22 protein-coding genes and 1 tRNA gene are annotated in these 25,623 nt (G+C 66.2%); 12 read left to right on the top strand and 11 right to left on the bottom strand.

Going from position 1 to position 25,623, the window contains the following annotated elements:
* Positions 1–53: 53 nt before the first annotated feature.
* The 3 genes from P4826_RS19365 to P4826_RS19355 form a co-directional block, all read right to left on the bottom strand.
* On the bottom strand, positions 54–767 hold the full coding sequence (locus P4826_RS19365; RefSeq protein WP_317701965.1) for an ABC transporter ATP-binding protein: 714 nt from the start codon (positions 765–767) through the stop codon (positions 54–56).
* Between the two features lies 1 nt (position 768).
* Positions 769–1,542, bottom strand: coding sequence for an ABC transporter ATP-binding protein (locus tag P4826_RS19360; RefSeq protein ID WP_317701964.1), 774 nt, complete (start codon positions 1,540–1,542; stop codon positions 769–771).
* A gap of 164 nt (positions 1,543–1,706) precedes the next feature.
* Positions 1,707–2,483 (bottom strand): TOBE domain-containing protein, encoded by a 777-nt coding sequence (locus P4826_RS19355; protein ID WP_425605190.1) that lies wholly within the window; start codon positions 2,481–2,483, stop codon positions 1,707–1,709.
* 65 nt (positions 2,484–2,548) lie between these two features.
* Here P4826_RS19355 and modA point away from each other — a divergent pair, with 65 nt between their 5' ends.
* Genes modA through P4826_RS19335 form a run of 4 tightly spaced genes read left to right on the top strand, consistent with a single transcriptional unit; the run spans position 2,549 to position 6,174 of the window.
* Positions 2,549–3,292 (top strand): molybdate ABC transporter substrate-binding protein, encoded by a 744-nt coding sequence (modA, locus tag P4826_RS19350; protein ID WP_317701963.1) that lies wholly within the window; start codon positions 2,549–2,551, stop codon positions 3,290–3,292.
* 31 nt (positions 3,293–3,323) lie between these two features.
* Positions 3,324–3,998, top strand: a complete 675-nt coding sequence (modB, locus tag P4826_RS19345) for a molybdate ABC transporter permease subunit (protein WP_425605275.1) — start codon at positions 3,324–3,326, stop codon at positions 3,996–3,998.
* Entirely contained in the window at positions 3,995–5,071 is a 1,077-nt protein-coding gene (gene modC / locus P4826_RS19340; protein ID WP_317701961.1) for a molybdenum ABC transporter ATP-binding protein, read from the top strand. The genes modB and modC overlap by 4 nt, the downstream gene beginning before the upstream one ends.
* Before the next feature lie 56 nt (positions 5,072–5,127).
* Positions 5,128–6,174 (top strand): Ldh family oxidoreductase, encoded by a 1,047-nt coding sequence (locus P4826_RS19335; RefSeq protein WP_317701960.1) that lies wholly within the window; start codon positions 5,128–5,130, stop codon positions 6,172–6,174.
* Positions 6,175–6,229: 55 nt separating this feature from the next.
* Here the strand turns inward: P4826_RS19335 and P4826_RS19330 are convergent, their stop codons facing one another.
* Complete coding sequence (locus P4826_RS19330) at positions 6,230–7,882, bottom strand: acyl-CoA synthetase (protein ID WP_317701959.1); 1,653 nt, start codon at positions 7,880–7,882, stop codon at positions 6,230–6,232.
* A gap of 97 nt (positions 7,883–7,979) precedes the next feature.
* Here P4826_RS19330 and dnaG point away from each other — a divergent pair, with 97 nt between their 5' ends.
* From dnaG to P4826_RS19315, 3 genes are all read left to right on the top strand, one after another.
* A complete protein-coding gene (gene dnaG / locus P4826_RS19325) occupies positions 7,980–9,926 on the top strand; it encodes a DNA primase (RefSeq protein ID WP_317701958.1) in 1,947 nt (648 codons plus the stop codon).
* A 258-nt stretch (positions 9,927–10,184) separates the two neighbouring features.
* A complete protein-coding gene (gene rpoD / locus P4826_RS19320; protein WP_317701957.1) occupies positions 10,185–12,599 on the top strand; it encodes an RNA polymerase sigma factor RpoD in 2,415 nt (804 codons plus the stop codon).
* Positions 12,600–12,719: 120 nt separating this feature from the next.
* A complete protein-coding gene (locus P4826_RS19315) occupies positions 12,720–13,652 on the top strand; it encodes a ketopantoate reductase family protein (protein ID WP_317701956.1) in 933 nt (310 codons plus the stop codon).
* Between the two features lie 55 nt (positions 13,653–13,707).
* Here the strand turns inward: P4826_RS19315 and P4826_RS19310 are convergent, their stop codons facing one another.
* On the bottom strand, positions 13,708–14,916 hold the full coding sequence (locus P4826_RS19310) for a CaiB/BaiF CoA transferase family protein (RefSeq protein WP_317701955.1): 1,209 nt from the start codon (positions 14,914–14,916) through the stop codon (positions 13,708–13,710).
* A gap of 255 nt (positions 14,917–15,171) precedes the next feature.
* On the opposite strand from P4826_RS19310, the gene P4826_RS19305 reads away from it, so the two are divergent.
* Both P4826_RS19305 and P4826_RS19300 read left to right on the top strand, forming a co-directional pair.
* A complete protein-coding gene (locus P4826_RS19305; RefSeq protein WP_317701954.1) occupies positions 15,172–15,477 on the top strand; it encodes a winged helix-turn-helix transcriptional regulator in 306 nt (101 codons plus the stop codon).
* Positions 15,478–15,592: 115 nt separating this feature from the next.
* Entirely contained in the window at positions 15,593–15,952 is a 360-nt protein-coding gene (locus P4826_RS19300; RefSeq protein ID WP_317701953.1) for an FKBP-type peptidyl-prolyl cis-trans isomerase, read from the top strand.
* Between the two features lie 70 nt (positions 15,953–16,022).
* On the opposite strand, the gene rimO is transcribed toward P4826_RS19300, so the two are convergent.
* From rimO to P4826_RS19275, 5 genes are all read right to left on the bottom strand, one after another.
* Positions 16,023–17,414 carry a 30S ribosomal protein S12 methylthiotransferase RimO gene (gene rimO / locus P4826_RS19295; protein ID WP_317701952.1) on the bottom strand — a complete coding sequence of 464 codons (1,392 nt, stop codon included), beginning with the start codon at positions 17,412–17,414 and terminating at the stop codon, positions 16,023–16,025.
* Positions 17,415–17,441: 27 nt separating this feature from the next.
* Positions 17,442–17,981: a polyhydroxyalkanoate synthesis repressor PhaR gene (phaR, locus tag P4826_RS19290; protein WP_317701951.1), complete on the bottom strand. Its 540-nt coding sequence runs from the start codon at positions 17,979–17,981 to the stop codon at positions 17,442–17,444.
* Positions 17,982–18,146: 165 nt separating this feature from the next.
* Positions 18,147–18,223 (bottom strand) — tRNA-Val (locus P4826_RS19285).
* A gap of 56 nt (positions 18,224–18,279) precedes the next feature.
* Positions 18,280–20,526: a RelA/SpoT family protein gene (locus P4826_RS19280; RefSeq protein WP_317701950.1), complete on the bottom strand. Its 2,247-nt coding sequence runs from the start codon at positions 20,524–20,526 to the stop codon at positions 18,280–18,282.
* The gene (locus P4826_RS19275) at positions 20,523–21,464 is read right to left on the bottom strand and encodes an alpha/beta fold hydrolase (protein WP_317701949.1); all 942 of its coding nucleotides are present in this window, start codon (positions 21,462–21,464) and stop codon (positions 20,523–20,525) included. Before P4826_RS19275 ends, P4826_RS19280 begins: the two co-directional genes overlap by 4 nt.
* Positions 21,465–21,533: 69 nt before the next feature.
* Between P4826_RS19275 and P4826_RS19270 the strand changes: the two genes are divergently transcribed.
* The gene (locus P4826_RS19270) at positions 21,534–22,316 is read left to right on the top strand and encodes a 3-hydroxybutyrate dehydrogenase (RefSeq protein ID WP_317701948.1); all 783 of its coding nucleotides are present in this window, start codon (positions 21,534–21,536) and stop codon (positions 22,314–22,316) included.
* 61 nt (positions 22,317–22,377) lie between these two features.
* Here the strand turns inward: P4826_RS19270 and P4826_RS19265 are convergent, their stop codons facing one another.
* Positions 22,378–23,052, bottom strand: a complete 675-nt coding sequence (locus P4826_RS19265) for an SIMPL domain-containing protein (protein ID WP_317701947.1) — start codon at positions 23,050–23,052, stop codon at positions 22,378–22,380.
* Between the two features lie 249 nt (positions 23,053–23,301).
* Between P4826_RS19265 and ompR the strand changes: the two genes are divergently transcribed.
* Both ompR and P4826_RS19255 read left to right on the top strand, forming a co-directional pair.
* Positions 23,302–24,033, top strand: a complete 732-nt coding sequence (gene ompR / locus P4826_RS19260; RefSeq protein WP_317701946.1) for an osmolarity response regulator transcription factor OmpR — start codon at positions 23,302–23,304, stop codon at positions 24,031–24,033.
* Between the two features lie 89 nt (positions 24,034–24,122).
* Complete coding sequence (locus P4826_RS19255) at positions 24,123–25,622, top strand: sensor histidine kinase (RefSeq protein WP_317701945.1); 1,500 nt, start codon at positions 24,123–24,125, stop codon at positions 25,620–25,622.
* Position 25,623: the final 1 nt, after the last annotated feature.

Genomic DNA, 25,623 nt, shown 5'->3' with positions numbered 1-25,623 from the left:
TCTCTCCTTCTCTTGGTGGTCAGAAATCGAATCTTGCGCTGCCAAATCGGGGCTCAAACGCCCAGCAGCTGATTGAGCACGGGCATCTTGGCCTGCAGCTCGGAGGCCTCGAACTTTTCAACGATACGGCCATGCTCCATGACGTAGAAGCGGTCGGCCAGGGGCGCGGCAAAGCGGAAGTTCTGCTCCACCATGACCACCGTGTAGCCCTTGGCGCGCAGCGTGGTGATCATGCGCGCCAGGGCCTGCACGATGACCGGAGCCAGGCCTTCGGAGATCTCGTCGAGCAGCAGCAGCTTGGCGCCGGTGCGCAGGATGCGGGCCACGGCCAGCATCTGCTGCTCCCCGCCGGACAGGCGCGTGCCCTGGCTGTTCTTGCGCTCGGCCAAGTTGGGGAACATGGCGTAGATTTCATCGACCGACATGCCGGCCTGGCCGGTCTTGAGCGCGGGCGGCAGCAGCAGGTTCTCCTCACAAGACAGGCTGGAGAAGATGCCGCGCTCTTCCGGGCAATAGCCCAGGCCCAGGTGCGCGATGCGGTGCGTGGCCATGTCTATGGTCTCGGTGCCATAGACCTTGATCGAGCCCTTGCGCGCACCGGTCAGGCCCATGATGGCGCGCAGCGTGGAGGTGCGTCCGGCGCCGTTGCGCCCCAGCAGCGTGACCACCTCGCCGGGCTGCACCACCATGTCCACGCCATGCAGCACATGCGATTCGCCGTACCAGGCCTCAAGGCCCTTGATTTCCAGAGCGGGAGTGCCTGCCATGTCAGTGCGCCCCCTGCAGTTCGCCGTCGGTCGTGCCCATGTAGGCTTCCATCACTTGCGGGTTGTTCGAGACTTCTTCGTAATTGCCTTCGGCCAGCACGGCGCCGCGCTGCAGCACCGTGATCCGGTCGGCGATCGTGGAGATGACCTTCATGTTGTGCTCCACCATCAGGATGGTGCGGCCGGCCGACACTTTCTTGATGAGCTGCGTGACGCGGTCCACGTCCTCGTGGCCCATGCCCTGGGTGGGCTCGTCGAGCAGCATCAGCTCGGGCTCCATGCCCAGTGTGGTGGCAATCTCCAGCGCGCGCTTTTGGCCATATGGCAGGTTCACCGTGACCTCGTCGGCCATCTCTTCCAGGCCCACCTCGGCCAGCAACTGGACAGCGCGATCGTTGAGCTGGTTCAGCGAACTTTGGCTGCGCCAGAAATGGAACGAGGTGCCCAGCTTGCGCTGCAGGCCCAGGCGCACGTTCTCCATCAGCGTGAGGTGCGGGAACACGGCCGAGATCTGGAACGAGCGGATGACGCCGCGGCGCGCGATCTGCGCCGGCTGCTCGTTGGTGATGTCGGTGCCGTTGAAGACGATGCTGCCCGAGGTTGGCACCAGGAATTTGGTCAGCAGGTTGAAGCAGGTAGTCTTGCCCGCGCCGTTAGGGCCGATCAGCGCGTGGATGGAGCCGCGGCGCACGCTCAGGTTCACGTCGCTCACAGCCGTGAAGCCCTTGAATTCCTTGGTCAGGTGGGATGTTTTCAGTATGACGTCGTCGCTCATTGCCACCAAGCACGCCGCGCACGGCGGTGCGCGACGGCTTTCTCCTTGTATATGTTGCGGCGCATCATATGGGGCGCAAGCTCGGAATTTGAACGGGAGAAATGCCTACGTACAAACGCCTAAACCGACGCAACTCATTACACGCCCGGCCTTTTCGTGATAGTTCAAACCGCCAGAACAACGGCCGACTCATCGATGACCAGCACCACGCGTGAGCGTGCCCGCAGACCCGAGTCCGGCGCGGCAAAGCCCACCATCTGCACGCCTGCATCCAGCTGCACAGCCACCTCGTCGCCCAGCTCGCCGCGCGACACGCGACTGGCCCGGCCTGGCCATTGGTTGCCGCCTGCCGGCACCGGCGCCTTGGTGGCCGCCAGCACATGTACCGCCGTGGCCTTGCACAGCGCCTGCACCGGCACACCCGCAAGCAGGCCCAGCAGTTCCGCGCTCTCCAGCGTGATGCGCGCAGTCACCGCCAGGCCGGCGGCCGCAGGGCCCACGCCACACAGGTGCACGCGCACGATCTGACCACAAGATCGCATGTCCTGCACGATGCACGGCCACTGATTGCGCATGCTGGTGCGCAGCGACAGCCGCGCCACGGCCAGGTCTGCGCCGCCGCCCTCCAGCTGCGCCAATGCCGACACGCGCGCCTGGCGCACGGCGTCGGCCGCGGCCAGCAACTGCTCGGCCGCGGGCGTGAGCCGCGCGCCGCCACCACCCGCGCCGCCCACCACGCGTTCGACCAGGGTCACGCCGGCCAGGTTGGTCAGCGTGTCCAGCGCCTGCCAGGCGGCCTTGTAGCTGACGCCCGCAGCGCGCGCGGCCTGCGAGATGGAACCGCCCTGCCCTATCTGGCGCAGGATGTCGATGCGCTTGTCGACCATGCCATGCCCCAGGGCATTCACCAAGGATTCGGATTGCTGCATGGGCGGCATCATGCCTTTGAGCGTTCAGGTGCTGGCTATACTTCTCGCTATTCATATTTGGAATAGCGAGGCGATTCATGCACCCTTTGCGCTCCCTGGCTCTGGCCGCCGTTCTGTTGCCCACGGCACATGCCGGCGAGGTTTCCGTCGCCGTGGCGGCAAACTTCACGGCACCCATGCAGAAGATTGCCGCGCAATTCGAGCAGGACACGGGCCACAAGGCCCAGCTGTCGTTTGGCGCCACCGGCAAGTTCTATGCGCAGATCGCCAACGGCGCGCCGTTTGGCGTGTTGCTGGCAGCGGACGACACCACCCCCGAAAAAATTGGCAAAGAAGGCCTGGGCGATGGCAGCACGCGCTTCACCTATGCCATCGGCCAGCTGGTGCTGTGGAGCAAACAGCCCGGCTACGTGGATGCCGACGGCAAGGTGCTGCAAAAGACCGACTGGCAGCATATTGCAATAGCCAACCCCAAGCTGGCGCCCTACGGCCTGGCGGCCATGCAAACGCTGAACAGGCTGGGCCTGACGGCACAGGTGCAGCCGCGCATCGTGCAGGGGGAGAACATTGGCCAGACCTACCAGTTCGCCGCATCCGGCAACGCGCCGCTGGGCTTTGTGGCGCTGTCGCAGGTCATGGAGGGCGGCAAGCTGCGCGAAGGCTCGGCCTGGGTCGTGCCGGCCAGCATGCATGAGAGCATCCGCCAGGACGCCATCGTGCTCAAGCCGGGTCAGGGCAACGCAGCGGCGGCCGCGCTGATGGACTACCTCAAGGGCGACAAGGCGCGCGCCATCATCAAGTCCTACGGTTATTCTTTCTGACCCGCCGACCACCACCCGCAAAACCTTGCCATTGCTGTCCCCCGAAGACTGGTCTGCCATCCGGCTCACGCTGGAGCTGGCCGGCATCACCACCGTGCTGCTGCTGGTGCTGTGCACGCCGATTGCCTGGTGGCTGGCGCACACACCCTCGCGCTGGCGCGGCCCGGTAGGGGCCGTAGTGGCGCTGCCGCTGGTGCTGCCTCCCACGGTGATCGGGTTCTACCTGCTGGTGCTGATGGGCCCCAGTGGCCCGGTGGGGCGGCTCACCGAGTCGCTGGGCTGGGGCCGCCTGCCCTTTACCTTCTGGGGCCTGGTCGTTGGCTCCATCGTGTATTCACTGCCGTTTGCCGTTCAGCCGCTGCAGCGCGCGTTCGAATCCATGGGCCGGCGCCCGCTGGAAGTGGCCGCGGCCCTGGGCGCGGGGCCGCTCGATCGTTTCTTCACCGTCGCCCTGCCGCTGGCGCGCCCGGGCTTCATCACCGCCGCGGTGCTGAGCTTTGCCCACACCGTGGGCGAGTTTGGCGTGGTGCTGATGCTGGGCGGCAACATCCCGGGCAAGACACGCGTGGTGTCGGTGCAGATCTACGACCATGTGGAGGCCATGGAGTACGCCCAGGCACATTGGCTCGCGGGCGGCATGGTGGCATTCGCCTTCGTCGTGCTGATGGCGCTGCATTGGCTGCAGCCCAAGGGGCGGCTGCAATGACCGGCATCAACGCGCGTCTGCGCCTGCAACGCCCCGACTTCCTGCTCGACGTAGACCTGCAACTGCCCAGCCAGGGCGTGACGGCGCTGTTTGGGCCATCAGGCTGCGGCAAGACCACCTGCCTGCGCGCCATCGCCGGGCTGGAACGCACCACGGGCCGCGTCGAGGTCAACGGCCAACCGTGGCAGGACGATGCGGCCGGCCTGTGGCTGCCCACGCACAAACGCCAGCTGGGCTATGTGTTCCAGGAAGCCAGCCTGTTTGCCCATCTGAACGTGCGGCAGAACATGGAATACGGCCTGCGCCGCCTGGCGCCCGAGCGCCGACGCGTGTCGCTGGATCAGGCCGTCGAGCTGCTCGGGCTGTCTGCAATGCTGGCGCGCATGCCGCACACGCTGTCGGGCGGCGAGCGCCAGCGCGTGGCCATTGCCCGAGCCCTCGCCGCCAGCCCACGCCTGCTGCTCATGGACGAGCCCCTGGCCGCGCTGGACGCAGCGCGCAAGGCCGAGGTGCTGCCATATCTGGAGCGCCTGCAGCGCAGCCTGGACATCCCGATGCTCTACGTCAGCCACTCCCCCGACGAAGTCGCGCGCCTGGCATCGCACCTGGTACTGCTGCAGGCCGGCCACGTCAAAGTCCAGGGCCCCACGGCCGAGCTGATGACGCGCCTGGATCTGCCCCTGTCCCATGGCGACACGGCCGCTGCACTGGTGCAGGCACAGGTGCTGGCGCACGATGCGCACGATCACCTGCTCAGCGTGGCCTTCAGCGGCGGCCGGCTGCACCTGATCGCTACCCAGCAATATGTAGCGGGCGAAGCCGTGCGCCTGCGCGTGCTGGCGCGCGATGTCAGCCTGGCACGTACACGCGCCACCGACAGCAGCATCCTGAACCTGCTGCCGGCACGCATCACGCAGCTGGCCGAAGACAGCCCGGGCCAGATGCTGGTGGCGCTGGACGCCGCGGGTACGGCGCTGCTGGCACGCATCACCCGGCGCTCGTGTCAGCAACTGGCGCTGGCCGTTGGGGACACAGTGTTTGCCCAGGTGAAGGGTGTGGCGCTGGTGGATTGATGGTTCAGCAGGTATTGGGTTTAGGCTGTGCAGATACAGCGCCACCCTCACCACACATGAACACCAAACACGCCCACCTCACGCCGACAGAGCACATCCCCTTCGACACCCTGCGCACGACGCTGGCGCACATCTTCGAACGCCACGGCACCAGCGCCGCCGTCGCCGCCGTGCTGGCCGACAACTGTGCCAGCGCCGAGCGCGACGGCGCGCACAGCCATGGCGTGTTTCGCATTCCCGGCTACCTTTCCACGCTGGCCAGCGGTTGGGTGGACGGCCACGCCATACCCCGGGTGCAGGACATGGCGCCAGGCTTTCTGTCGGTGGATGCGTGCAATGGCTTTGCCCAGCCGGCCTACATGATGGCCTACGACGCCCTGGTGGCCAAGGCGCGTGCCAACGGCATCGCGCTGCTGGCGATCCACAACTCGCACCATTTTGCTGCCCTGTGGCCCGACGTCGAGCCGCTGGCGCGCGACGGTCTGGTGGCGCTGGCCCTGGTCAACAGCATGGCCTGCGTGGTGCCCAGCGGCGGCACCAAGGCGCTGTTTGGCACCAACCCCATCGCCTTCGCCGCGCCGCGCGCCGGCCATGACCCTCTGGTGTTCGACCTGGCCACCAGCGCCATGGCCCATGGCGATGTGCAGATTGCGGCGCGCGAGGGCCGGCCACTGCCCGAGGGGTTTGGCGTGGACTGCAATGGCCAGCCAACGACCGACCCGCGCGCCGTGCTGGACGGCGGTGCGCTACTGCCCTTTGGCGGCCTGCACAGCAGCTACAAGGGCTCGGCCCTGTCGATGATGGTGGAGCTGCTGGCCGCGGCGCTCACGGGTGGCCATTTTTCGTTCGAGTTCGACTGGCGCGGCCACTCCGGCGCACAAACCCCGCACACGGGCGAGCTGATCATCGCCATAGACCCGGCCAAGAGCCAGGGGCGTGGGTTTGCCCAGCGCTGCGAAGACCTGGTGCGGGCCATGGCCGGGGCCGGTCAGCAGCGCCTGCCCGGCGAGCGCCGCTACCGCCAGCGGGCGCAGTCGCTGCGCGAAGGCGTTGCGCTACCGGCCGCCACCTGGGCCGAATTGCAGCGCCTGGCGCAGGCGTAGTTTTGACAAAATATGGCTCTAGCGCCCGCCCATCAAGCGCTAACAGCTATCAAAATCAGACGTTGATGGCCGCTGCCGACCCGGCCTGCTTGCGCAGTTCAAACTTCTGGATCTTGCCGGTGCTGGTCTTGGGCAGCTCGCCAAACACCACGGCGCGCGGCACCTTGAAGCCGGCCAGGTGCTGCTTGCAATGCGCCACGATGTCCTCGGGCGTGGTCTGGGCGCCGGCCTTCAGCTCGACGAAGGCGCAGGGCGTCTCCCCCCACTTCGGATCGGGCCTGGCGACCACGGCGGCGGCCAGCACGTCGGGGTGGCGATACAGCACGTCTTCCACCTCGATGGAGGAGATGTTCTCGCCGCCCGAGATGATGATGTCCTTGCTGCGATCCTTGATCTTGATGTAGCCGTCGGGGTACTGCACGGCCAGGTCGCCCGAATGGAACCAGCCACCGCGGAAGGCCTCTTCGGTCGCCTGGGGGTTCTTCAGGTAGCCCTTCATGGCGATGTTGCCGCGGAACATGATCTCGCCCATGGTCTCGCCGTCGTGCGGCACGCTCTGCATGGTCTCGGGGTCGAGCACGGCGGCCGCGCGCTGCAGGTGGTAGCGCACGCCCTGGCGCGCGTTCAGGCGGGCACGCTCGCCGATGTCCAGATCGCCCCAGGCGTCGTGCTTGGCGCACACCGTGGCCGGGCCATAGACCTCGGTCAGGCCGTAGACATGGGTCAGGTCGAAGCCGAGTTTTTCCATGCCCTCGATCATCGAGGCCGGCGGCGCGGCGCCGGCCACCATGGCCTTGATGCCCGCCGGCACGCCGGCCTTCATGGCGGCCGGGGCATTCACCAGCAGGCCATGCACGATGGGTGCGCTGCAGTAATGCGTGACACCATGCTTGCGCATGGCATCAAAGATGGCCTGTGCCTCGACGCGGCGCAGGCAGACGTTGACGCCGGCACGCGCCGCCACCGTCCACGGGAAGCACCAGCCATTGCAGTGGAACATGGGCAGGGTCCACAGATACACGGCATGCTTGGGCATGTCCCACTCCAGCACGTTGCTGATGGCGTTGATGGTGGCGCCGCGGTGGTGGTAGACCACGCCCTTGGGGTTGCCGGTGGTGCCTGACGTGTAGTTGAGGGCGATGGCATCCCACTCGTCGCCCGGCAGCTCCCAGGCGAACTGGGGGTCGCCCGCGGCCAGAAACTCCTCGTAGGTCTGCTGGCCCACGCGCAGCTCGGCCGCGCCATAGACCTCGTCCTCCACGTCGATCAGCAGCAACGGCGCCTTGGACTGGCGCAGCGTAAGCGCCTTGGCAATGACGGTGGCGAACTCGGGATCGACGATCACCGCCTTGGCCTCGCCGTGATCCAGCATGAAGGCGATGGTCTCGGGGTCCAGGCGCGTGTTCAGCGCGTTGAGCACGGCGCCGGCCATGGGCACACCGAAATGCGCCTCCACCATGGGCGGAGTGTTGGGCAGCATCACCGCCACGGTGTCGTTCTTGGCTATGCCGGCGCGCTGCAGGCTGCTGGCCAGGCGACGGCAGCGCGCGTAGGTCTGGGCCCAGGTCTGGCGCAGCTCGCCATGGACGATGGCCAGGCGCTCTGGGTAAACCTCGGCCGTGCGCTCGATGAAGGACAGGGGCGACAGCGGGGCGTGGTTGGCCGCGTTGCGTGACAGGTTCTGGTCGTACATGTGGTTGGCGGTCATGGAAACTCCGAAGCAAAAATTCAGTACCCCCGATTACAACAAACCCGCCTGACGCCGAACTGAGCGCGCGGGCAAGAGGCTGAGAGAAAATAGCCCCGTGTCCATCCCCCAGTCGTTCATCCAGGAGTTGCTTGCGCGCGTCGACGTGGTCGATATCGTCGGCCGCTATGTGCAGCTGAAAAAAAGCGGCGCCAACTTCATGGGGCTGTGCCCTTTTCATGGGGAAAAGTCGCCCTCGTTCAGCGTCAGCCCGTCCAAACAGTTCTACCACTGCTTTGGCTGCGGCAAGAACGGCAACGCCATTGGTTTCCTGATGGACCATGCCGGCATGGGCTTTGTCGAAGCGGTGCAGGATCTGGCCCAGCAGACCGGTATGCAGGTGCCGCAGGACGACCAGTCACCCCAGGATCGCGAGCGCGCCGCAGCCCAGCGGCAGAAACAGGCCACCCTGACCGACGTGCTGGAGAAGGCCGGCGAGGCCTGGCGCAAGCATCTGCGCGACAGTCCGCGCGCCATCCAGTACTTCAAGGGTCGGGGTGTATCGGGCCAGATCGCCAGTCGCTATGGCCTGGGTTACGCGCCCGAAGGCTGGCGCGGCCTGGCCAGCGTGTTCCCGGAATACGACAGCCCGTTGCTCGAAGAAAGCGGCCTGGTGATCGTGAATGCCGAGGACGGCAAACGCTACGACCGCTTTCGCGACCGGGTGATGTTCCCCATCCGTAACGTGAAGGGCGAATGCATAGGCTTTGGCGGGCGCGTGCTGGGCGACGACAAGCCCAAGTACCTGAACTCGCCCGAGACACCGGTATTCCACAAGGGGCGCGAGCTCTACGGCCTGTTCGAGGCGCGTCAGGCGATCCGCGAGATGGGCTACGCCCTGGTCACCGAGGGCTACATGGACGTGGTGGCCCTGGCCCAGCTGGGGTTTGCCAACGCCGTGGCCACGCTGGGCACGGCCTGCACGCCGGATCATGTACACAAACTGTTTCGTTTCACCGAGCAGGTGGTGTTCAGCTTTGATGGCGACGCGGCCGGGCGGCGCGCGGCGCGCAAGGCGCTCGATGGCGCCCTGCCCTATGCCAGCGACACGCGCAGCGTGAAGTTTCTGTTTCTGCCCTCCGAACATGACCCCGACAGCTTCATCCGCGCCCACGGCCCCGAGGCCTTTGCGCGCCATGTGGGCGAGGCCATGCCGCTGTCGCGCTTCCTGCTGGACGCCGCGCGCGAAGGCTGCGACTTAGGGCAGGCCGAGGGCCGTGCCCATATGCTGAGCAACGCGCGACCACTATGGTCTGCCCTGCCCGATGGCGCACTCAGGCGGCAACTGCTGGCCGAGTTGGGCGAGCTGGGTCAGCTGCCAGCCACAGAGCTGGCCAGCCTGTGGGCACAAGACGGCGCACGCCACCCCGGCCCAGCCGGCGCGGCGCACAACGCTCCTCCGTTCGGCGACGAACCACCCTGGGGCCAGGAGCCGCCAGGGTCATGGCCTGGCGACACCGCACAGACCACCCGACCCTGGCGCAAGAGCGGCGACTGGAATGGCAAGGGCGGCCGCTGGCGCCGCGAGGAACAGCGCCCCGCCCAACCGCCGCTGCCGCGCACGCCGGTGGCCGGCCGCGCCGACCACGCGGCGCGGCTGCTGCTGTCGCACATGCAGTTTCTCGAAGAACTTTCGCACGAAGACCATGGCCTGCTGCGCGAGCAGCCCGCGCCCCATGGCGCGCTGTTCGTGTGGCTGGAGGGCCAGCTGCACGAGCATGGCCCCCAGTCCTGGGCCGTTTTGCGCGAGGCTCTGGCCGGCCATGACAGCCAGGCCCTGGCCGAGCGCCTGATGAGCGGCAGCCACGCCCAGACCGAGGGCGACGAAGCCGAGCTGCGCGCCGAACTGCGCGGCCTGCTGAACCGCATGCTCATCGATGCGCTGAAACAGGAGCAAAACGCACTCATCGCCGCCGCGGCCCAGGATCCCACGGCACTGCAGCGATATCGCCAGCTGCAGGAGCGCCGCCGCATCCTGGAAAGCCATGGGCAACCGGGCTCTTGAAAAAATCCAAGTCGGTATAATGTAAGGTTTGTCGGCAAGAGCGACAGCAGCACCTCCGGATCAGGCAACCGCGACAACAGCGCGCAACCGCCCACCCCACCGCAAGGACTGCATCCCAAATGTTCGCCCAGACATCTTGCCTCTGAGGGCCTGCCCCTCGAACCGCGCATGCCCCGGCCTGCGCCGTGCCTGACCGCGCCGATACCGCTGGCGCTTGTGTTTTCTTTGTGTGTCCGTTTTTGACCCTGAGGTTGTTCCATGCCCGTTCAAAAGTCCGCGAAGTCGCCCAAGTCCGCCACCGGCACCGCCGCACAGGCCGCTTCCGAAGCTACAACCACCGTGAAAACCGCCGCCAAGGCGCCCGCGAAAGCCGCCAAGTCCAAGGCAGCCGCTGCGCCCGAGGCGACGACGAAAGTCAAGACCGTGCCAACGCCCAAATCCTCAGCCGAGCTGGAAAAAGCCGCCGACGAACTGTTGAAGAAAAAACCCGCGCGCGCCGCCAAGGCTGCCCCAGCCGAAGACGCTCAAGAGGCGCCCAAGAAAAAACCCGGCCGCAAACCCAAGGCCGCCGACGACGAGGCAACGGCGCCCAAGGCGGCCGCCAAGAAGGCCCCCGCCAAGCGCGGCCGCAAGCCCAAGGGCAAGGAAGAAGGCCTGGAGGACGATGCCGACCTGTCCGACATCGAAGCCGACCTGGAAGGTGAGCCCGAACCCGAGGTTTCCACCACCGAGGCCGCGCCCGCCGAGAAGGTCAAGCCCCTGCGCATGAAGATCAGCAAGGCCAAGGAACGCGCCTTGATGAAGGAGTTCGGCCTGGACGAGACGGTCCTGTCCGAAGAAGACATGGCCAAGCGCCGCGCGCAGCTCAAGAAGCTGATCACCCTGGGCAAGACGCGCGGCTACCTGACGCAGGTCGAGATCTCCGACCACCTGCCGGACAAGCTGGTCGACGCCGAGACGCTGGAAGTCGTGATCTCCATGCTCAGCGACATGGGCGTGGCCGTGTACGAGCAGACGCCCGACGCGGAAACCCTGTTCCAGAACAACGTCACCCCCACTGCCACCACGGTCGAGGAAGCCGAGGAAGAGGCCGAGGCCGCCCTGTCCACCGTGGACAGCGAATTCGGCCGCACCACCGACCCGGTGCGCATGTACATGCGCGAGATGGGCACGGTGGAGCTACTCACGCGTGAGGGCGAGATCGAGATCGCCAAGCGCATCGAGGGCGGCCTGATGGACATGATGGAGGCCATCAGCGCCTCGCCCGCGACCATCGCCGAGATCCTCAACATGGGCGAGGAAATCCGCGAGGGCAAGGTCATCATCAACACCGTGGTCGATGGCTTCTCCAACCCCGAGGAGGCCGACGACTACGTGGCCGAGGAAGACTTCGACGAGTACGACGAAGAGGACGACGACGACGGCAAGGGCGGCTCCAAGGCCATGACGCGCCTGCTGGAAAAGCTCAAGAACGACGCGCTGGAGCGCTTTGACGAGCTGCGCGCGCTGTTCGAGAAGATGCACAAGATCTACGACAAGGAGGGCTACGGCACGCCGGCGTACATGAAGGTGCAGCACGAGATCTCGGCCAAGCTGATGACCATACGCTTCACGGCCAAGACCATCGAGAAGCTGTGCGACATGGTGCGTGCCCAGGTGGACGATGTGCGCAAGAAGGAGCGTGAGCTGCGCCGCATCATCGTGGACAAGTGCGGCATGCCGCAGGAGACCTTCATCAAGGAGTTCCCGCCCAACCTGCTCGACCGCACCTGGGTCGAGAAGCAGGCCGCCGCGGCCAAGCCCTGGAGCACCGTGATGCAGCGCAACATCCCGCCGATCCAGGAGCTGCAGCAGCACCTGATCGACCTGCAGTCGCGCGTGGTCGTGCCGCTGGGCGAGCTCAAGGCCATCAACAAGCGCATGAACCAGGGCGAATCGAATTCGCGCGACGCCAAGAAGGAGATGATCGAGGCCAACCTGCGCCTGGTGATCTCGATTGCCAAGAAGTACACCAACCGCGGCCTGCAGTTCCTGGATCTGATCCAGGAGGGCAACATCGGCCTGATGAAGGCCGTGGACAAGTTCGAATACCGCCGCGGCTACAAGTTCTCGACCTACGCCACCTGGTGGATCCGCCAGGCCATCACGCGCTCGATCGCCGACCAAGCGCGCACCATCCGCATCCCGGTGCACATGATCGAGACCATCAACAAGATGAACCGCATCTCGCGCCAGCATCTGCAGGAGTTCGGCTTCGAGCCCGACGCCAGCATCCTGGCCGAGAAGATGGAGATCCCCGAGGACAAGATCCGCAAGATCATGAAGATCGCCAAGGAGCCGATCTCGATGGAAACGCCCATCGGCGACGACGACGACAGCCACCTGGGCGACTTCATCGAGGACAGCAACAACACCGCGCCGGTGGATGCCGCCATGCAGGCCGGCCTGCGCGACGTGGTCAAGGACATCCTGGACGGCCTGACACCGCGCGAGGCCAAGGTGCTGCGCATGCGCTTCGGCATCGAGATGACCTCGGATCACACGCTGGAAGAGGTGGGCAAGCAGTTCGACGTGACGCGCGAGCGCATCCGCCAGATCGAGGCCAAGGCGCTGCGCAAGTTGAAGCACCCCAGCCGCAGCGACAAGCTGCGCAGCTTCATCGATTCGCTGTAACCGCATCGCGTCACCCAGCCAGCCCCGCCACCGCCCGGTGCCGGGGCTTTTTTTGCGCCCTGTTGCACGGTGCTGCGCGCCATGGACAATGCCTGCGCACCAACCCTTGCCCATCCCGCCATGACCACCACCCCCGACACCTCTGCCCCACGCCTCGCGTTTGCCGTCATGGGCGCGGGCTCGGTGGGCTGCTACTTTGGCGCGCTGCTGGCGCGCGCCGGACATGCCGTCACCCTCATTGGCCGCCAGGCCCATGTGCAGGCCATTACCGCCCATGGTCTGCGGCTGCAGAGCGCAACGCTTGATGAGCATGTGCGCCTGAGCGCCAGCACCGAAGCCAAGGCGGTAGCCGGCGCCGACGTGGTGCTGCTGTGCGTCAAATCCACCGACACCGAGACCGCCGCGCGCCAGATCCAGCCGCATCTGGCGCCCGGCGCCCTGGTGCTGACGCTGCAGAACGGCGTGGACAACGACGAGCGCGTGCGCGCCATGCTCGGCCCCGCTCAGCCCGTGGCCGCCGCCGTGGTGTATGTGGCCACGGCCATGGCCGGGCCGGGCCATGTGCGGCATTTCGGGCGCGGCGATCTGCTGATAGCCCCCTCGCCCGTCAGCGAGCGCCTGGCGCTTGAACTGGCCGCGGCTGGCATTCCCACCCAGGTGTCCGGCAACGTGCGCGGCGCGCTGTGGGCCAAGCTGGTCATCAACTGTGCCTACAACGCGCTGTCGGCGATCACCCAGCAGCCCTATGGCTGGCTGGTGCAACAGGATGGCGCCAGCGCGGTGATTGCCGATCTGGTGGCCGAATGCCAGGCCGTGGCGCAGGCCGACGGCGTGCGCATGGACGGTGACGTGCATGCCGCCGTGCGCGGCATTGCGCAAAGCATGCCGGGCCAGCTGTCATCCACCGCCCAGGATCTGGCACGCGGCCGACCCAGCGAGATCGAGCATTTGAACGGCTATGTGGTGCGCCGCGGCGCAGCGCTGGGCCTGGCCACCCCGGTCAACCGCGCCCTGCTGGTACTGGTGCGCATGCTGCAGGCAAAATCCATCTAAAATGATAGCTGTTAGCGCTTGACTGTAGCGCCTCACAGCCCAAAGACATTCAAAATCAAACCACCGCCTTGGCCTCCAGCAGTGCCTGGATCTGCCCGGCGTCATAGCCCAACCCCTGCAGCAGCTGCTCGGTGTGCTGGCCCAGGCGCGGCGGGTCGCTGCGCACGCCCGGACGCTTGCCGTCCATGCGCAGCGGCAGCAGCGTGGTGCGCGCCACCTGCCCCGCACGTTCACCGTCGGGTAGCGTGATCTCGGCCAGGCCCCCGGTGGCGGTCAGGTGCGGATCGTCGAACAGCTGCTCGGGGCGTGCGATGGGCGCGAACGGCAGGCCGTGGCGCTCGAACACCGCCGCCAGCTCCTCGGCCCGGTGCTGCCCCAGACGCCGGCGCAGCTCAGGGACAAGCGTGGCGCGCTGGCGCACGCGGTCGTTGTTGCTGGCATGGCGCGGGTCGGCATTGAGATCGGCGTAGCCCATGGCGTCGCAAAAAACTTGCCACTGCGCGTCGCTCACCACCGCCAGAAAGATCTGCCCGCCGTCCTTGACATCGAACACGTCGTACACGGCCCAGGATGAGATGCGCTCGGGCATGGGTGCGGCGGGCTGGCCGGTGACGGCGTACTGCATCATGTGCTGGCCCACCAGGAAGACGTTGTTCTCGAAAAGGGCCGAATCCACCTCCTGGCCCAGTCCAGTCTGCTGGCGCTGCATCAGCGCCGCCATGGCACCCATGGCGCCAAACATGCCACCCATGATGTCGTTGACGCTGCTGCCGGCGCGCAACGGGTCGCCCGAGCGGCCGGTCATGTAGGCCAGCCCGCCCATCATCTGCACTACCTCGTCCAGCGCCGTGCGGTGCTCGTACGGCCCAGGCAGAAAACCGGTGTGGTTCACGTAAACCATACGCTCGTTCAGGCGCGAGAGCGCGGCGTAGTCCAGGCCGTACTTGGCCATCACGCCCGGCTTGAAGTTCTGCACCACCACGTCAGCCGAGCTCGCCAGGCGGATCGCCACCTCTCGCCCCTGGCGCTTGCGCAGGTCGATGGCGATGCTCTTCTTGTTGCGGTTGAACATCGGGAAAAAACCCGCCCCCGCCCCCAGCAGGTGGCGCGTGCGGTCGCCCTCCACGGGCTCGACCTTGATGACCTCGGCCCCCAGGTCGGCCAGTACCATGCCGCAGGTCGGACCCATGACCATGTGGGTGAACTCCACCACGCGCAGGCCTTCAAGCGGCAGGCGGGGTGCAGTGGATGGATTCGAAGGCATGTGGAAAAGACCGATCGGTGGCAAAGCGGGAAAGCCGCAAAGCATGCCATGCTACGGCGCAATCGGCCCTGATCCAACCATCAACACTGCGGCCAATTTATGACGTTTGCGCACGACAGATAGGCGCCAGGAGCTACCAAACTTGTAGCGGTTGCATTTCCGCGTTATATTGCTATCGTTTTTTGCGACCCCGGTCACCCCGCCGCATGCGGCGGAGACCCCCATCACCCAACCCAAGCGTAAGGAGAAGCGTTCATGAGCTCCAAGGAAAACGCCGCCGTCTTTCAGCTGTTCGAGAAACTCGAATGCCGCTACGCGCTGCGCGTGCTGTGGGCGCTGCGCGACGGCCACCCGCAGACCTTCCGCCTGCTGCAGGACAGCGTTGGCGGCATCACGCCCAACACGCTGAACACCCGCATCAAGGAACTGCGCGAAGCCGGTTTCATGGACCACGGCAGCGACGGCTACATCGTCACCCCCTCGGGGCAGGATCTGCTCAAGCGCCTGTCCGACGTGCAGGCCTTTGCCAACCGCTGGACGGCAGCACGCGCGAAGAAGTAAGACAGCCCCTTCACCCACCCAACCCGCTCGATGCGGGTTTTGGTCTTTTTGAGCTCAAGCGCTTGATTGGCAAGCGCAGTAAGCTCTACTTTTTGAAGCAATTCAAGGAATCAACATGGCATTCACCACCACGGCCTCCGGCCTGCAGTACGAAGACAGCGTCGTCGGCACCGGCGCCCAGGCCACACGCGGCCAGTCGGTGCGCGTGCACTACACCGGCTGGCTCTACAAGGACGGCCAGCAGGGCGCCAAGTTCGACTCCAGCCGTGACCGTAACGATCCGTTCGAGTTTCCCCTGGGCGCGGGCATGGTCATCAAGGGCTGGGACGAGGGCGTGCAGGGCATGCAGATCGGCGGCCAGCGCACCCTCATCATCCCGGCGGATCTGGGCTACGGCGCGCGCGGCGCCGGCGGCGTGATCCCGCCCAACGCCACGCTGAAGTTCGACGTGGAGCTGCTGGCCGTGGGGGGCTGATAGCGCCCTGCCCTGCCCTCAAAAAAAAGGAGCGTGGTTCACACGCTCCTTTTTTGTGCCGACGCCGCAGTCAGACCGGCACGCCCACCAGGTCATGCCCCTGCGTGCCCACGATGCGCGCCTTGACGAAGTCGCCCACCTTGTAGGTTTTGCTGATCTTCTCGGGCGGCAGCAGATGGACCAGGCCGTCGATCTCGGGCGCATCGGCCCAGCTGCGACCCACGCCGCCCTTCTTGCCCAGGCCCACGGACTTGTCCACCAGCACCTGCAGGGTCTGGCCCACGCGGCGCTGCAGGCGGGCGGTGGAGACCTCTTCGGCCACGGCCATGAAGCGTGCACGGCGCTCCTCGCGCAGCTCCATCGGCAGCATGCCCGGCAGGTCATTGGCCGCGGCTCCGTTGACGTTGCTATAGGCAAAGCAGCCGGCGCGGTCGATCTGCGCCTCGCGCAGGAACTGCAGCAGGTGCTCGAACTCTTCTTCCGTCTCGCCAGGAAAGCCGGCGATGAAGGTGCTGCGTATCACCAGCTCGGGGCACATCTCGCGCCAGCGCTGGATGCGCTCCAGGTTCTTCTCGCCGCTGGCCGGGCGCTTCATGCGCTTCAGGACATCGGGGTGGCTGTGCTGCAGGGGCACGTCCAGGTAGGGCAGCACCAGGCCGTCGGCCATCAGCGGGATGATGTCGTCCACGCTCGGGTACGGATAAACGTAGTGCAGACGCACCCAGGCGCCGTACCCCCGGGCGATCTCGCCGAGCTGCTGCACCAGCTCCAACAGGCGCGTGCGCACCGGCTTGCCGTCCCAAAAACCTGTGCGGTATTTCACGTCCACGCCGTAGGCCGAGGTGTCCTGGCTGACCACCAAGAGCTCCTTCACACCGCCCTCGAACAGCGCCCTGGCCTCCTTCAGCACATCGCCGATCGGGCGCGACACCAGGTCGCCACGCATCGACGGAATGATGCAGAAGGTGCAGCGGTGGTTGCAGCCCTCGGAGATCTTCAGGTAGGCGTAGTGGCGCGGCGTGAGCTTGATGCCGGCCTCGCTGAAGGCGCCGGGCACCAGGTCGATGAAAGGGTCGTGCGGCTTGGGCAGGTGCTGGTGCACATGCTCCATCACCTCCTGCGTGGCATGCGGGCCGGTGACGGCCAGCACATTCGGGTGCACGCCCTTAACCAGGTTGCCGCCGCCATCATCGGCGCGCGCGCCCAGGCAGCCGGTGACGATGACCTTGCCGTTGTCGGCCAGGGCCTCGCCAATCGTGTCCAGGCTCTCGCGCACGGCATCGTCGATGAAGCCGCAGGTGTTGACGATGACCAGATCCGCGCCCTGGAAGGTCTTGGAGGTCTCGTAGCCCTCGGCGGAGAGCTGGGTGAGTATGAGTTCGGAGTCCGTCAGGTTCTTGGGGCAGCCCAGGCTGACGAAGCCGATCTTGGGGTTTTTTGTCGGGGAGAGTGCTTCGCTCATCCCCGTATTTTCCCAGTTTAGGGAACGTCAGCGTTTTTTGAGGCCAAACGCACCCAGCATCTGCTCGGTCTGCTTCTGCATCTGCTCCTGCATCTGCTGGTACATGCTTTGCGACTGCTCCATGTAGTTGCCCATCATGCCCTTCATCATGGGTGACTGTAGGTTCATGAACTGCGACCACATCTCGGGCGTGAAGCCTTGCGTCTGCTCGGCCAGCTTGGACTGGATCTCGGTGAACATCTGCACGTTCTTCTCGAGGTAGGCACCCATGAAGCCCTGCATGGCATGGCCATAGAAGCGGATGATGTTGGCCAGCGCCGCCTCGCTGAACATGGGCGCGCCGCCGGCCTCTTCTTCCAGAATGATTTGCAGCAAGATGCTGCGCGTGAGGTCTTCCCCACTCTTGGCGTCGCGCACCGCGACCGACTCGCCATTCATCACCAGCTGCTTGACCTCGGCCAGCGTCACATAGGTCGAGGTGGAAGTGTCGTACAGCCGGCGATTGGGATACTTCTTGATCACGCGCTGCGTGGTTGGGGCTTCTGGCGCGGTATTGTTGTCTGACACTTACGACTCCTCGGGTCTCTGGCCCGTCTGTATTGCAGTGCAGCAGATTCTAGGCAGGCCTGGCCTGCATGGCGGACAGGAATACCCTCACTTTGCATCTGCCAGCTGATCAAAATTCAGGCAAGAAAAAAGCACCAGGCATTTCTGCGAGGTGCTTGATTCAATTGGTAGGCGCGATTGGACTCGAACCAACGACCCCCACCATGTCAAGGTGGTGCTCTAACCAGCTGAGCTACGCGCCTGTGTTTGTTCGAGAAGCTGGGAGTATAGCAGCAAAAAACGGCCCAAAAAAATCGACTCAACGCCTGCGTGCCGAACGCACGCCTTGCACGTTGGCAACCATGCCCAGCACCTTGTTCAGCCGGCCGGCATCGGACACCTCCACGGTGAAGGTCATCCAGGCCGTGCCCTTCACGGATTGGGTCTGCACGCCGATGACGTTGGTTTTCTCGCGCGCGAACACCTCCGAGATGTCACGCAGCAGCCCCTGCCGATCCGAGGCCTCCACGGCCACGTCCACGGGATAGACCGCAGCGCCCGCGGCCTGGCGCTGCTGTTTGCCCCACTGCACGTCGATCACGCGCTCGGCGTTGCGTGCAAACATTTCGTGAAAATTGCGGCAGTCGCTGCGGTGCACGCTGACGCCCTTGCCGCGCGTGACAAAGCCGCGGATATCGTCCGGTGGCGCGGGCTTGCAGCATTTGGCCAGCTGCGTCATGAGCGAATCCACGCCCACCACCAGCACCCCGCCCTTGGCGCCACCGTCGCTGGCGCGCGCCTTGCGCACCAGCAGATCGGGCGTCGGCACAACGGGCTCGGGCGGGCGCAACAGGGTTTCGATGGAGCGCAGCGAGAGCTCGTCCTTGCCCACCATCTCGAACAGCGCGTCGGCCGTCTTGAAGCCCAATTGTTCGGCCAGGTCGTCGTGCTTGAGGGCCGTCTTGCCCTCGCGCTGCAGCAGCTTTTCCACCAGTTCGCGCCCGCGCAGAACCGTGACCGCGGTGGCCTGGGCGTTGAACCAGGCGCGCACCTTGGCCTTGGCGCGGTGGCTGACGAGGTAGCCCAGCTCCGGGTTGAGCCAGTCGCGCGAGGGCCGCCCCTCCTTCACGGTGCTGATCTCCACCGTCTGGCCGTTTTGCAGCGGCGTGTTCAGCGGCACCATGGCGCCATCGACGCGCGCACCGCGACAGCGGTGGCCGACGTTGGTGTGCACGGCATAGGCAAAGTCCACGGGCGTGGCGCCCTGCGGCAGCTCGACCACGGCGGCGTCGGGGGTCAGCACATAGATGCGGTCTTCGAACAGGCTGCTGCGGCTGGCGGAGCCGACCAGGTCGCGCTCCCAGGCCAGCAGCTGGCGCAGCACGGCAATCTTTGCGTCGTACTCGCTGGCCGCGGACACGCCGGCATAGCCCTTGGTGCCCGCCTCCTTGTAGGCCCAGTGCGCGGCCACGCCATGCTCGGCATGGTCGTGCATGGCCTGGGTGCGGATCTGGATCTCGATGGCGCGCCCCGCCTCGTCACGCACCACGGTGTGCAGAGACTGGTAGCCGTTGGGCTTGGGTTTGGCGATGTAGTCGTCAAACTCGGCCTCTATGGGGCTGAACTGGCTGTGCACCCAGCTCAATGCGGCGTAGCAGTCCTTGACATTGGGCACGATGACGCGCAGCGCGCGTATGTCGAACACCTGGTCGAAGTTGAGCGACTTGCCGCGCATCTTCTTGACGATGCTGTAGATATGCTTGGGCCGACCCGAGACGCTGGCGCTGATGCTGTGGGCGCGCAGCTCGGATTCCAGCCGGGCGCGCAGCTGCTCCATGTACAGCTCACGCTCGACGCGCTTTTCGTCCAGCAGCCGTGCCACCTCCCGGTAGGTATCGGGCTCCAGGAAGCGAAACGCCAGGTCTTCCAGCTCCCACTTCATCTGCCAGATGCCCAGGCGGTTGGCCAGCGGCGCGAACACCTGCTGCGCCTCGCGGGCAATGGCCGGAGAGACGGGGCGCTTGCTGGCCGCGTAGTAGCGCAGCGTCTGCAGGCGCGAGGCCAAGCGCAGCATGACCACGCGCAGGTCGCGCGAGAAGGCCAGCAGCATCTTGCGCACGTTTTCGTTCTGCGTGGCCGCGTCGTCCACCTGCAGACCGGCCACCTGCGCCTCGCGCGCCTGGGTCTGCACGCGCATGAGCTTGGTGGTCTCCACGGCCAGCGCCGCGAAGTTGCTGCCAAAGGCCTTGCCAATGACCTCTTCAGGCTTGTTCAGGTGGTTGCAGGTATAGACCAGATAGGCCGCCGCCTGCATGGTCTCGGAACTGCCCAGCGCATTCAGAATGGCGGCCACGGCATCGGCATGGGCCAGGGTGTTTTCGCCGGTCTCCAGGGTTTCGCCGATGAGCAGCGGCTCGGCAAAGGCGCGGGCACGCGCCAGCGCGTCGGCCTGGCCGGGCTCGGCCTGCGAAGTGGCGGCAATCAGCTGAGGCAAGCCATCAGGGCGTACGCCGTCACCCGGCTCCGGGGCCAGGGGCGGCGCAGGACCGGAGGAGTTGCTTTTCATGCTCCCGGCCCCTGTTGCCGATCGAACAGAAAGTCGGCGACCACCTGGATCTGCCCGGCGTTGACCAGGGTGGGTGCATGGCCCGCGTCGGCAAACTCGACCAGTCGCGCTCGCGGGCCACGCTGTCCCATTTCCTGGGCGGTATGCGCACTCAGCAGATCCGACTGCGCGCCGCGCAGCAGCAGTACCTGGGCGCTGATCTGGTCGTACAGCTGCCACAACTGCTGCTCCCCGGCGCTGGCCGCCTCGGGCGTCAGGGCCTTGAATGGCAGGGCGATCGCCGGGTCGTAATGCAGCTTGAAACCGCCGCCGGGTGCGGGTCGCACCATGGCGCGCGACAGATCCAGCCACTGCTCGGGGGTGTGCGGGCCAAAACTGCTCGAAATCTGCCACAGCGCATCGGCGGCCTGCTGCAGCGAGTCGAAACGCAGCGGCTGCCCCAGGTACTCGCCTATGCGCTGCAGTGCCGCCCACTCGATGCGCGGCCCCACGTCGTTGAGCACCAGGCGCCGCACGGGCACCGGCAGCGGCAGATCGGGCATGCCGCAAACCCCCATGCCGATCAGCCCTCCCATGCTGGTGCCCACCCAGTCCAGCATGGCCATGGGCGCCTGCTGGTGCAGTTGCAGCAACAGGGTCAGCATGTCGGCGGCGTACACCGGCACCTGGTAGGCCATGGGGTCGGCCAGCCAGTCGCTCTCGCCCCGACCCGCCACGTCCGGGCAGATGACGCGCGCCTGGCGGCTCAGATGGCGTGCCAGATGGTCGAAGTCGCGTCCCTGGCGCGTCAGGCCATGCACGCAGACGATGACATGCGGGTGCGCGGGATTGCCCGTGGCATTCCACTCCCAGTAGGCCATGCGGTGGCCCTGTTCGGCAGCCCCGCCTGCAGCGGCGGGGCCCAGGCACGGTACGTAGTTCAGCGTAGGTTGAATCATGGAAACGGTACCGTCATACAGCAATCGATAATCCCTGCGCTGCATCGTAATTCATTCGGAGAGACTCTCATGCTGAACGGCAAAACCGCCCTCGTCACCGGCTCCACCAGCGGCATCGGCCTTGGCATCGCCAAGGCCCTGGCGCGCCAGGGGGCAAACATCGTGCTCAACGGCTTTGGCGACGTGGACGGCCCACGCGCCGAGGTGCTGGCCGCCGGCCAGGCCCATGGGGTGCGCGTCCAGCACCACGGCGCGGACATGAGCCGCGCGGGCGACATCGAGGACATGATGAAGTTCAGCGCCGCCCAGTTCGGCCGCGTGGACATTCTGGTGAACAACGCCGGCATTCAGCATGTGGCCAGCGTGCAGGACTTCCCTGCGGAGCGCTGGGACGCCATCATCGCCATCAACCTGACCAGCGCCTTCCACACCACGCGCCTGGCCCTGCCGGCCATGCAGGCGGCCAACTGGGGGCGCATCATCAACGTGGCCTCGGTGCATGGCCTGGTGGCCTCGGCGCAGAAATCGGCCTATGTGGCGGCCAAGCATGGCATCGTCGGCCTGACCAAGGTGACGGCGCTGGAGAACGCCACCACCGGCGTGACCTGCAACGCCATCTGCCCCGGTTGGGTCCTCACCCCCCTGGTGCAAAAGCAGGTGGACGCCAAGGCCGCCGAGCATGGCCTGTCCAACGAAGACGCCAAGAAGCTGCTGCTGGGCGAGAAAGAGCCCTCGATGCAGTTCACCACGCCGGAGGAGCTGGGCGAGCTGGCCGTGTTCTTCTGCTCGGCCGCTGCCAACAACGTGCGCGGCGTGGCCTGGAACATGGATGGCGGCTGGGCGGCCCAGTAAGCAGTTTAACTATTGTTTTTATAGCTGTCAGCGCCCTACTATTGGACGCTAGCGGCCAAAATCACCGCAACTGCACCGAACCCGAAAGGGTGACCGTCACCTGCGCCTTGCCGGCCTCCACCGGCACCGGCGCGTCACTGGCCACGGACATCGCCTTGGCCTCCATGGCCAGCATGCGCGGACGCGGGCCGGGGGCCATCTCGTTGCTGCTCACGCTCACCTCACGCAGGGTGTAGCCGGTAAAGCCAAAGCCACGCGCCAGCTCGGTGGCGCGCCCCTTGAAGGCCTCTATGGCCTTGGCCTGCGCCTCGCTCTCCACCCTGGCGCGCGCCTCGCGCGAGAGGTCGAACGCGATCTGGCTGATGGCCATGCTCTGGATCTTGCCTGCCGTGGCGGTGATGCGCGCAAAGTCCCGCCCCTGCAGCACCAGCTCGGCGCGCCCCTGCCAGCCGCTGATCTTGCCGTCCTTGCCATGGCGCGGATACATGCCAAACGCCCCCGTGCGCACCTCCAGCTGCTGCGGCTGGGCCGCGGCGCGGGCCAGACCGAGCGCGCCATCCAGGGCCTGCTTGAGCTGCGTCTGCACGGCCGCCGCATCGGCCGCCTCGCGGGTTGCGCTCAATGTCAATACCAGCAGATCCTGCTGCACCTCGACGGCCCCGGTGGCCGACAGCTGCAGCACGTCCTGCGGTGCAGGCGTCAGGCTGTATTGGGCAAAAACGCTTGTAACGCCCATCAATAAAGCGCCAACAGCTACTTTTTTGAAAGCAAGTTGCATATCCATCTATCTCCTGGAATGGGGAATTGACCACCATCGCAACGATAAGCCAGCGCGCATGCGACGGCGCTGGAAGGACCCGTTTACGCCCATGCCGGCCTGGGCAAAACCTGTAACAGTTGGTCAGGTTCCCGAGGAAAACGCGGTTTTTGGCGCGCAAGCTGGTCAGAATCGGCGTTGTTACAAATTGGACTGGGGAAAGACAGCATGGCTTCAACAACCAACCGCACCGACAAGATCCTGGTGGTGGACGACGATGCACGCATCCGCGACCTGCTGCGCCGCTATCTGACGCAGGAAGGCTTCGAGGTCATGGTGGCGGAAGACGGCAAGGCGCTCAACCGCATCCTGCTGCGCGAGACGGTGGACCTGATCGTGCTCGACCTGATGATGCCCGGCGAGGACGGCCTGTCCATCTGCAGGCGCCTGCGCGCCGCCAGCGACCGCACGCCCATCATCATGCTCACCGCCAAGGGCGAGGACGTGGATCGCATCGTCGGTCTGGAGGTGGGCGCCGACGACTATCTTGGCAAACCCTTCAACCCGCGCGAGCTGCTGGCGCGCATCCACGCCGTGCTGCGCCGCCGCCCGCCGCAGGAGGCGCCGGGCGCGCCCTCGGGCGACAACGAGGTCGTGACCTTCGGCCCCTTCACCTTCGACATGGGCACGCGCGCGCTGCAGAAGAATGGCGAGGAGTTGCCGCTGACCACGGGCGAGTTCGCCATGCTCAAGGCCCTGGTGCGCCACCCGCGCCAGCCGCTGTCGCGCGAAAAGCTGGCCCTGCTGGCGCGCGGCCGCGAGTTCGAGCCCTTCGACCGCAGCCTGGACGTGCAAATCTCGCGCCTGCGCAAGCTCGTCGAGGTGGACGCGGCAGCGCCACGCTACATTCAAACCGTGTGGGGCGTGGGCTATGTGTTCGTGCCGGACGGCACGAGCTAAGCCCTCCAGGCCCGCACCATTTCTGAACGGATGGACGCCAGGCCCCGACGGGCCGCGTCCGCCATCTTGCATTGCCAGCCACCACAGCCATGAGCGCCACCCACGACGTGCCCCCAGACGCCACCAGCCCGGCGCCACTGGAGGCTTCCACCAGACGAGGCCCCCCGCGTTCACGCGTGGGGCTGAATCTTTTCTGGCGCACCTTCTTCCTGCTGGGGCTGCTGCTGGTGGGCTGCATGCTGGCCTGGCTGCAAACCCTGCGCGCGCTGGAGCTGGAGCCGCGCACGCTGCAGTCGGCGCAGCAGATCGCCTCCATGGTCAACCTCAGCCGCGCGGCGCTGGTGCACTCGGACGCCATTGCGCGCGTGTCGCTGCTCAAGACCATGGCCGACCAGGAGGGCATGCGCATCCTGCCGCGCGAGCCCGGCGACAAGTTTCAGCTGCTGGAGCCATCGGCCCTGGGCCAGCGCCTGACCGAGGAGCTGTCGCGGCGCCTGGGCCCGGGCACCATTGTGGCCAGCAGCGTGAATGGCGAGGCCGGGCTGTGGGTGGGCTTCACCATCAATGGCGACCCCAACTGGCTGCTGATGGATCGCTCGCGCCTCACCGCCGCCGGCGGCAAGACCTGGCTGATCTGGCTGTCCATCGTGGGTGCGCTGTCGCTGGCCGGAGCGGCCATCATCGCGCGCCTGATCAACCGCCCGCTCAAGCAGCTCAGCGACGCCGCCAACCGCGTGCGCGACGGCGACTTTGCCGCCGGCGCGCTGGACGAAGAGGCCGTGACCAGCGAAATCCGCGAGGTCAACATCGGCTTCAACCGCATGGCACAAAAGCTCGCCAAGCTGGAGCAGGACCGCGCCGTAATGCTGGCCGGCATCTCGCACGACCTGCGCACGCCCCTGGCGCGCCTGCGCCTGGAAACCGAGATGAGCGTGAATGACGACGTGGCGCGCGAGCATATGGTGGCCGACATCGTGCAGCTCGACGCCACCATCGACAAGTTCCTGGACTACGCCCGCCCCGATACCGTGGCACTGAACCCGGTCAACCTGCATGGCGTGGTGTCGTCCTGCGTGTATGCCGTGCAGGACCACCGCGAACTGCAGATCACCATGAACGTGCCCGAAGACCTGATCGTCATGGCCGACGAGGTGGAACTGGCGCGCGTGATCTCCAACCTGCTGGAAAACGCCCGCCGCTATGGCAAGAACCGCGAGACCGGCATCACCACCGTGGACATTGCCGCCAAGGCCCGTGAGAAATGGGTGCTGGTCAAGCTGCGCGACCATGGCCCGGGCGCACCATCGGAGCAGCTGGCCAACCTGACCAAGCCGTTCTTCCGTGGCGACGCGGCGCGCACGGCCGCCGCCGGCGCGGGGCTGGGCCTGTCCATCGTGGACAAGACCGTGCAGCGCATGGGTGGCATCTTCGCGCTGGCCAACTCGGCCTCGGGCGGGCTGGTGGCCCATATCCAGCTGCAACGCGCCACCGACCTGGAGGACGGCCAGAGCCCCGAGCAACGCCTGCAGCGCCCGCAGGTCAAGCGCCACCTGCCGCCCAAGTCGCGCCTGCCCAAGAGGCCGGTTTAGT

Source organism: Diaphorobacter limosus (assembly GCF_033100095.1).
GTDB classification, from domain to species: Bacteria; Pseudomonadota; Gammaproteobacteria; order Burkholderiales; family Burkholderiaceae_C; genus Alicycliphilus; species Alicycliphilus limosus.
Note: the sequence above shows the minus strand (reverse complement) of the source record. Positions and strands in the feature narration are given on the sequence as shown.

Excerpts from the sequence above, each read along its gene's own strand:
- P4826_RS19365 (WP_317701965.1), bottom strand. The coding sequence starts at position 767 with ATGGCAGGCACTCCCGCTCTGGAAATCAAGGGCCTTGAGGCCTGGTAC.
- P4826_RS19360 (WP_317701964.1), bottom strand. The coding sequence starts at position 1,542 with ATGAGCGACGACGTCATACTGAAAACATCCCACCTGACCAAGGAATTC.
- P4826_RS19355 (WP_425605190.1), bottom strand. The coding sequence starts at position 2,483 with ATGATGCCGCCCATGCAGCAATCCGAATCCTTGGTGAATGCCCTGGGG.
- modA (WP_317701963.1), top strand. The coding sequence starts at position 2,549 with ATGCACCCTTTGCGCTCCCTGGCTCTGGCCGCCGTTCTGTTGCCCACG.
- modC (WP_317701961.1), top strand. The coding sequence starts at position 3,995 with ATGACCGGCATCAACGCGCGTCTGCGCCTGCAACGCCCCGACTTCCTG.
- P4826_RS19335 (WP_317701960.1), top strand. The coding sequence starts at position 5,128 with ATGAACACCAAACACGCCCACCTCACGCCGACAGAGCACATCCCCTTC.
- P4826_RS19330 (WP_317701959.1), bottom strand. The coding sequence starts at position 7,882 with ATGACCGCCAACCACATGTACGACCAGAACCTGTCACGCAACGCGGCC.
- rpoD (WP_317701957.1), top strand. The coding sequence starts at position 10,185 with ATGCCCGTTCAAAAGTCCGCGAAGTCGCCCAAGTCCGCCACCGGCACC.
- P4826_RS19315 (WP_317701956.1), top strand. The coding sequence starts at position 12,720 with ATGACCACCACCCCCGACACCTCTGCCCCACGCCTCGCGTTTGCCGTC.
- P4826_RS19310 (WP_317701955.1), bottom strand. The coding sequence starts at position 14,916 with ATGCCTTCGAATCCATCCACTGCACCCCGCCTGCCGCTTGAAGGCCTG.
- P4826_RS19305 (WP_317701954.1), top strand. The coding sequence starts at position 15,172 with ATGAGCTCCAAGGAAAACGCCGCCGTCTTTCAGCTGTTCGAGAAACTC.
- P4826_RS19300 (WP_317701953.1), top strand. The coding sequence starts at position 15,593 with ATGGCATTCACCACCACGGCCTCCGGCCTGCAGTACGAAGACAGCGTC.
- rimO (WP_317701952.1), bottom strand. The coding sequence starts at position 17,414 with ATGAGCGAAGCACTCTCCCCGACAAAAAACCCCAAGATCGGCTTCGTC.
- P4826_RS19280 (WP_317701950.1), bottom strand. The coding sequence starts at position 20,526 with ATGAAAAGCAACTCCTCCGGTCCTGCGCCGCCCCTGGCCCCGGAGCCG.
- P4826_RS19275 (WP_317701949.1), bottom strand. The coding sequence starts at position 21,464 with ATGATTCAACCTACGCTGAACTACGTACCGTGCCTGGGCCCCGCCGCT.
- P4826_RS19270 (WP_317701948.1), top strand. The coding sequence starts at position 21,534 with ATGCTGAACGGCAAAACCGCCCTCGTCACCGGCTCCACCAGCGGCATC.
- P4826_RS19265 (WP_317701947.1), bottom strand. The coding sequence starts at position 23,052 with ATGGGCGTTACAAGCGTTTTTGCCCAATACAGCCTGACGCCTGCACCG.
- ompR (WP_317701946.1), top strand. The coding sequence starts at position 23,302 with ATGGCTTCAACAACCAACCGCACCGACAAGATCCTGGTGGTGGACGAC.
- P4826_RS19255 (WP_317701945.1), top strand. The coding sequence starts at position 24,123 with ATGAGCGCCACCCACGACGTGCCCCCAGACGCCACCAGCCCGGCGCCA.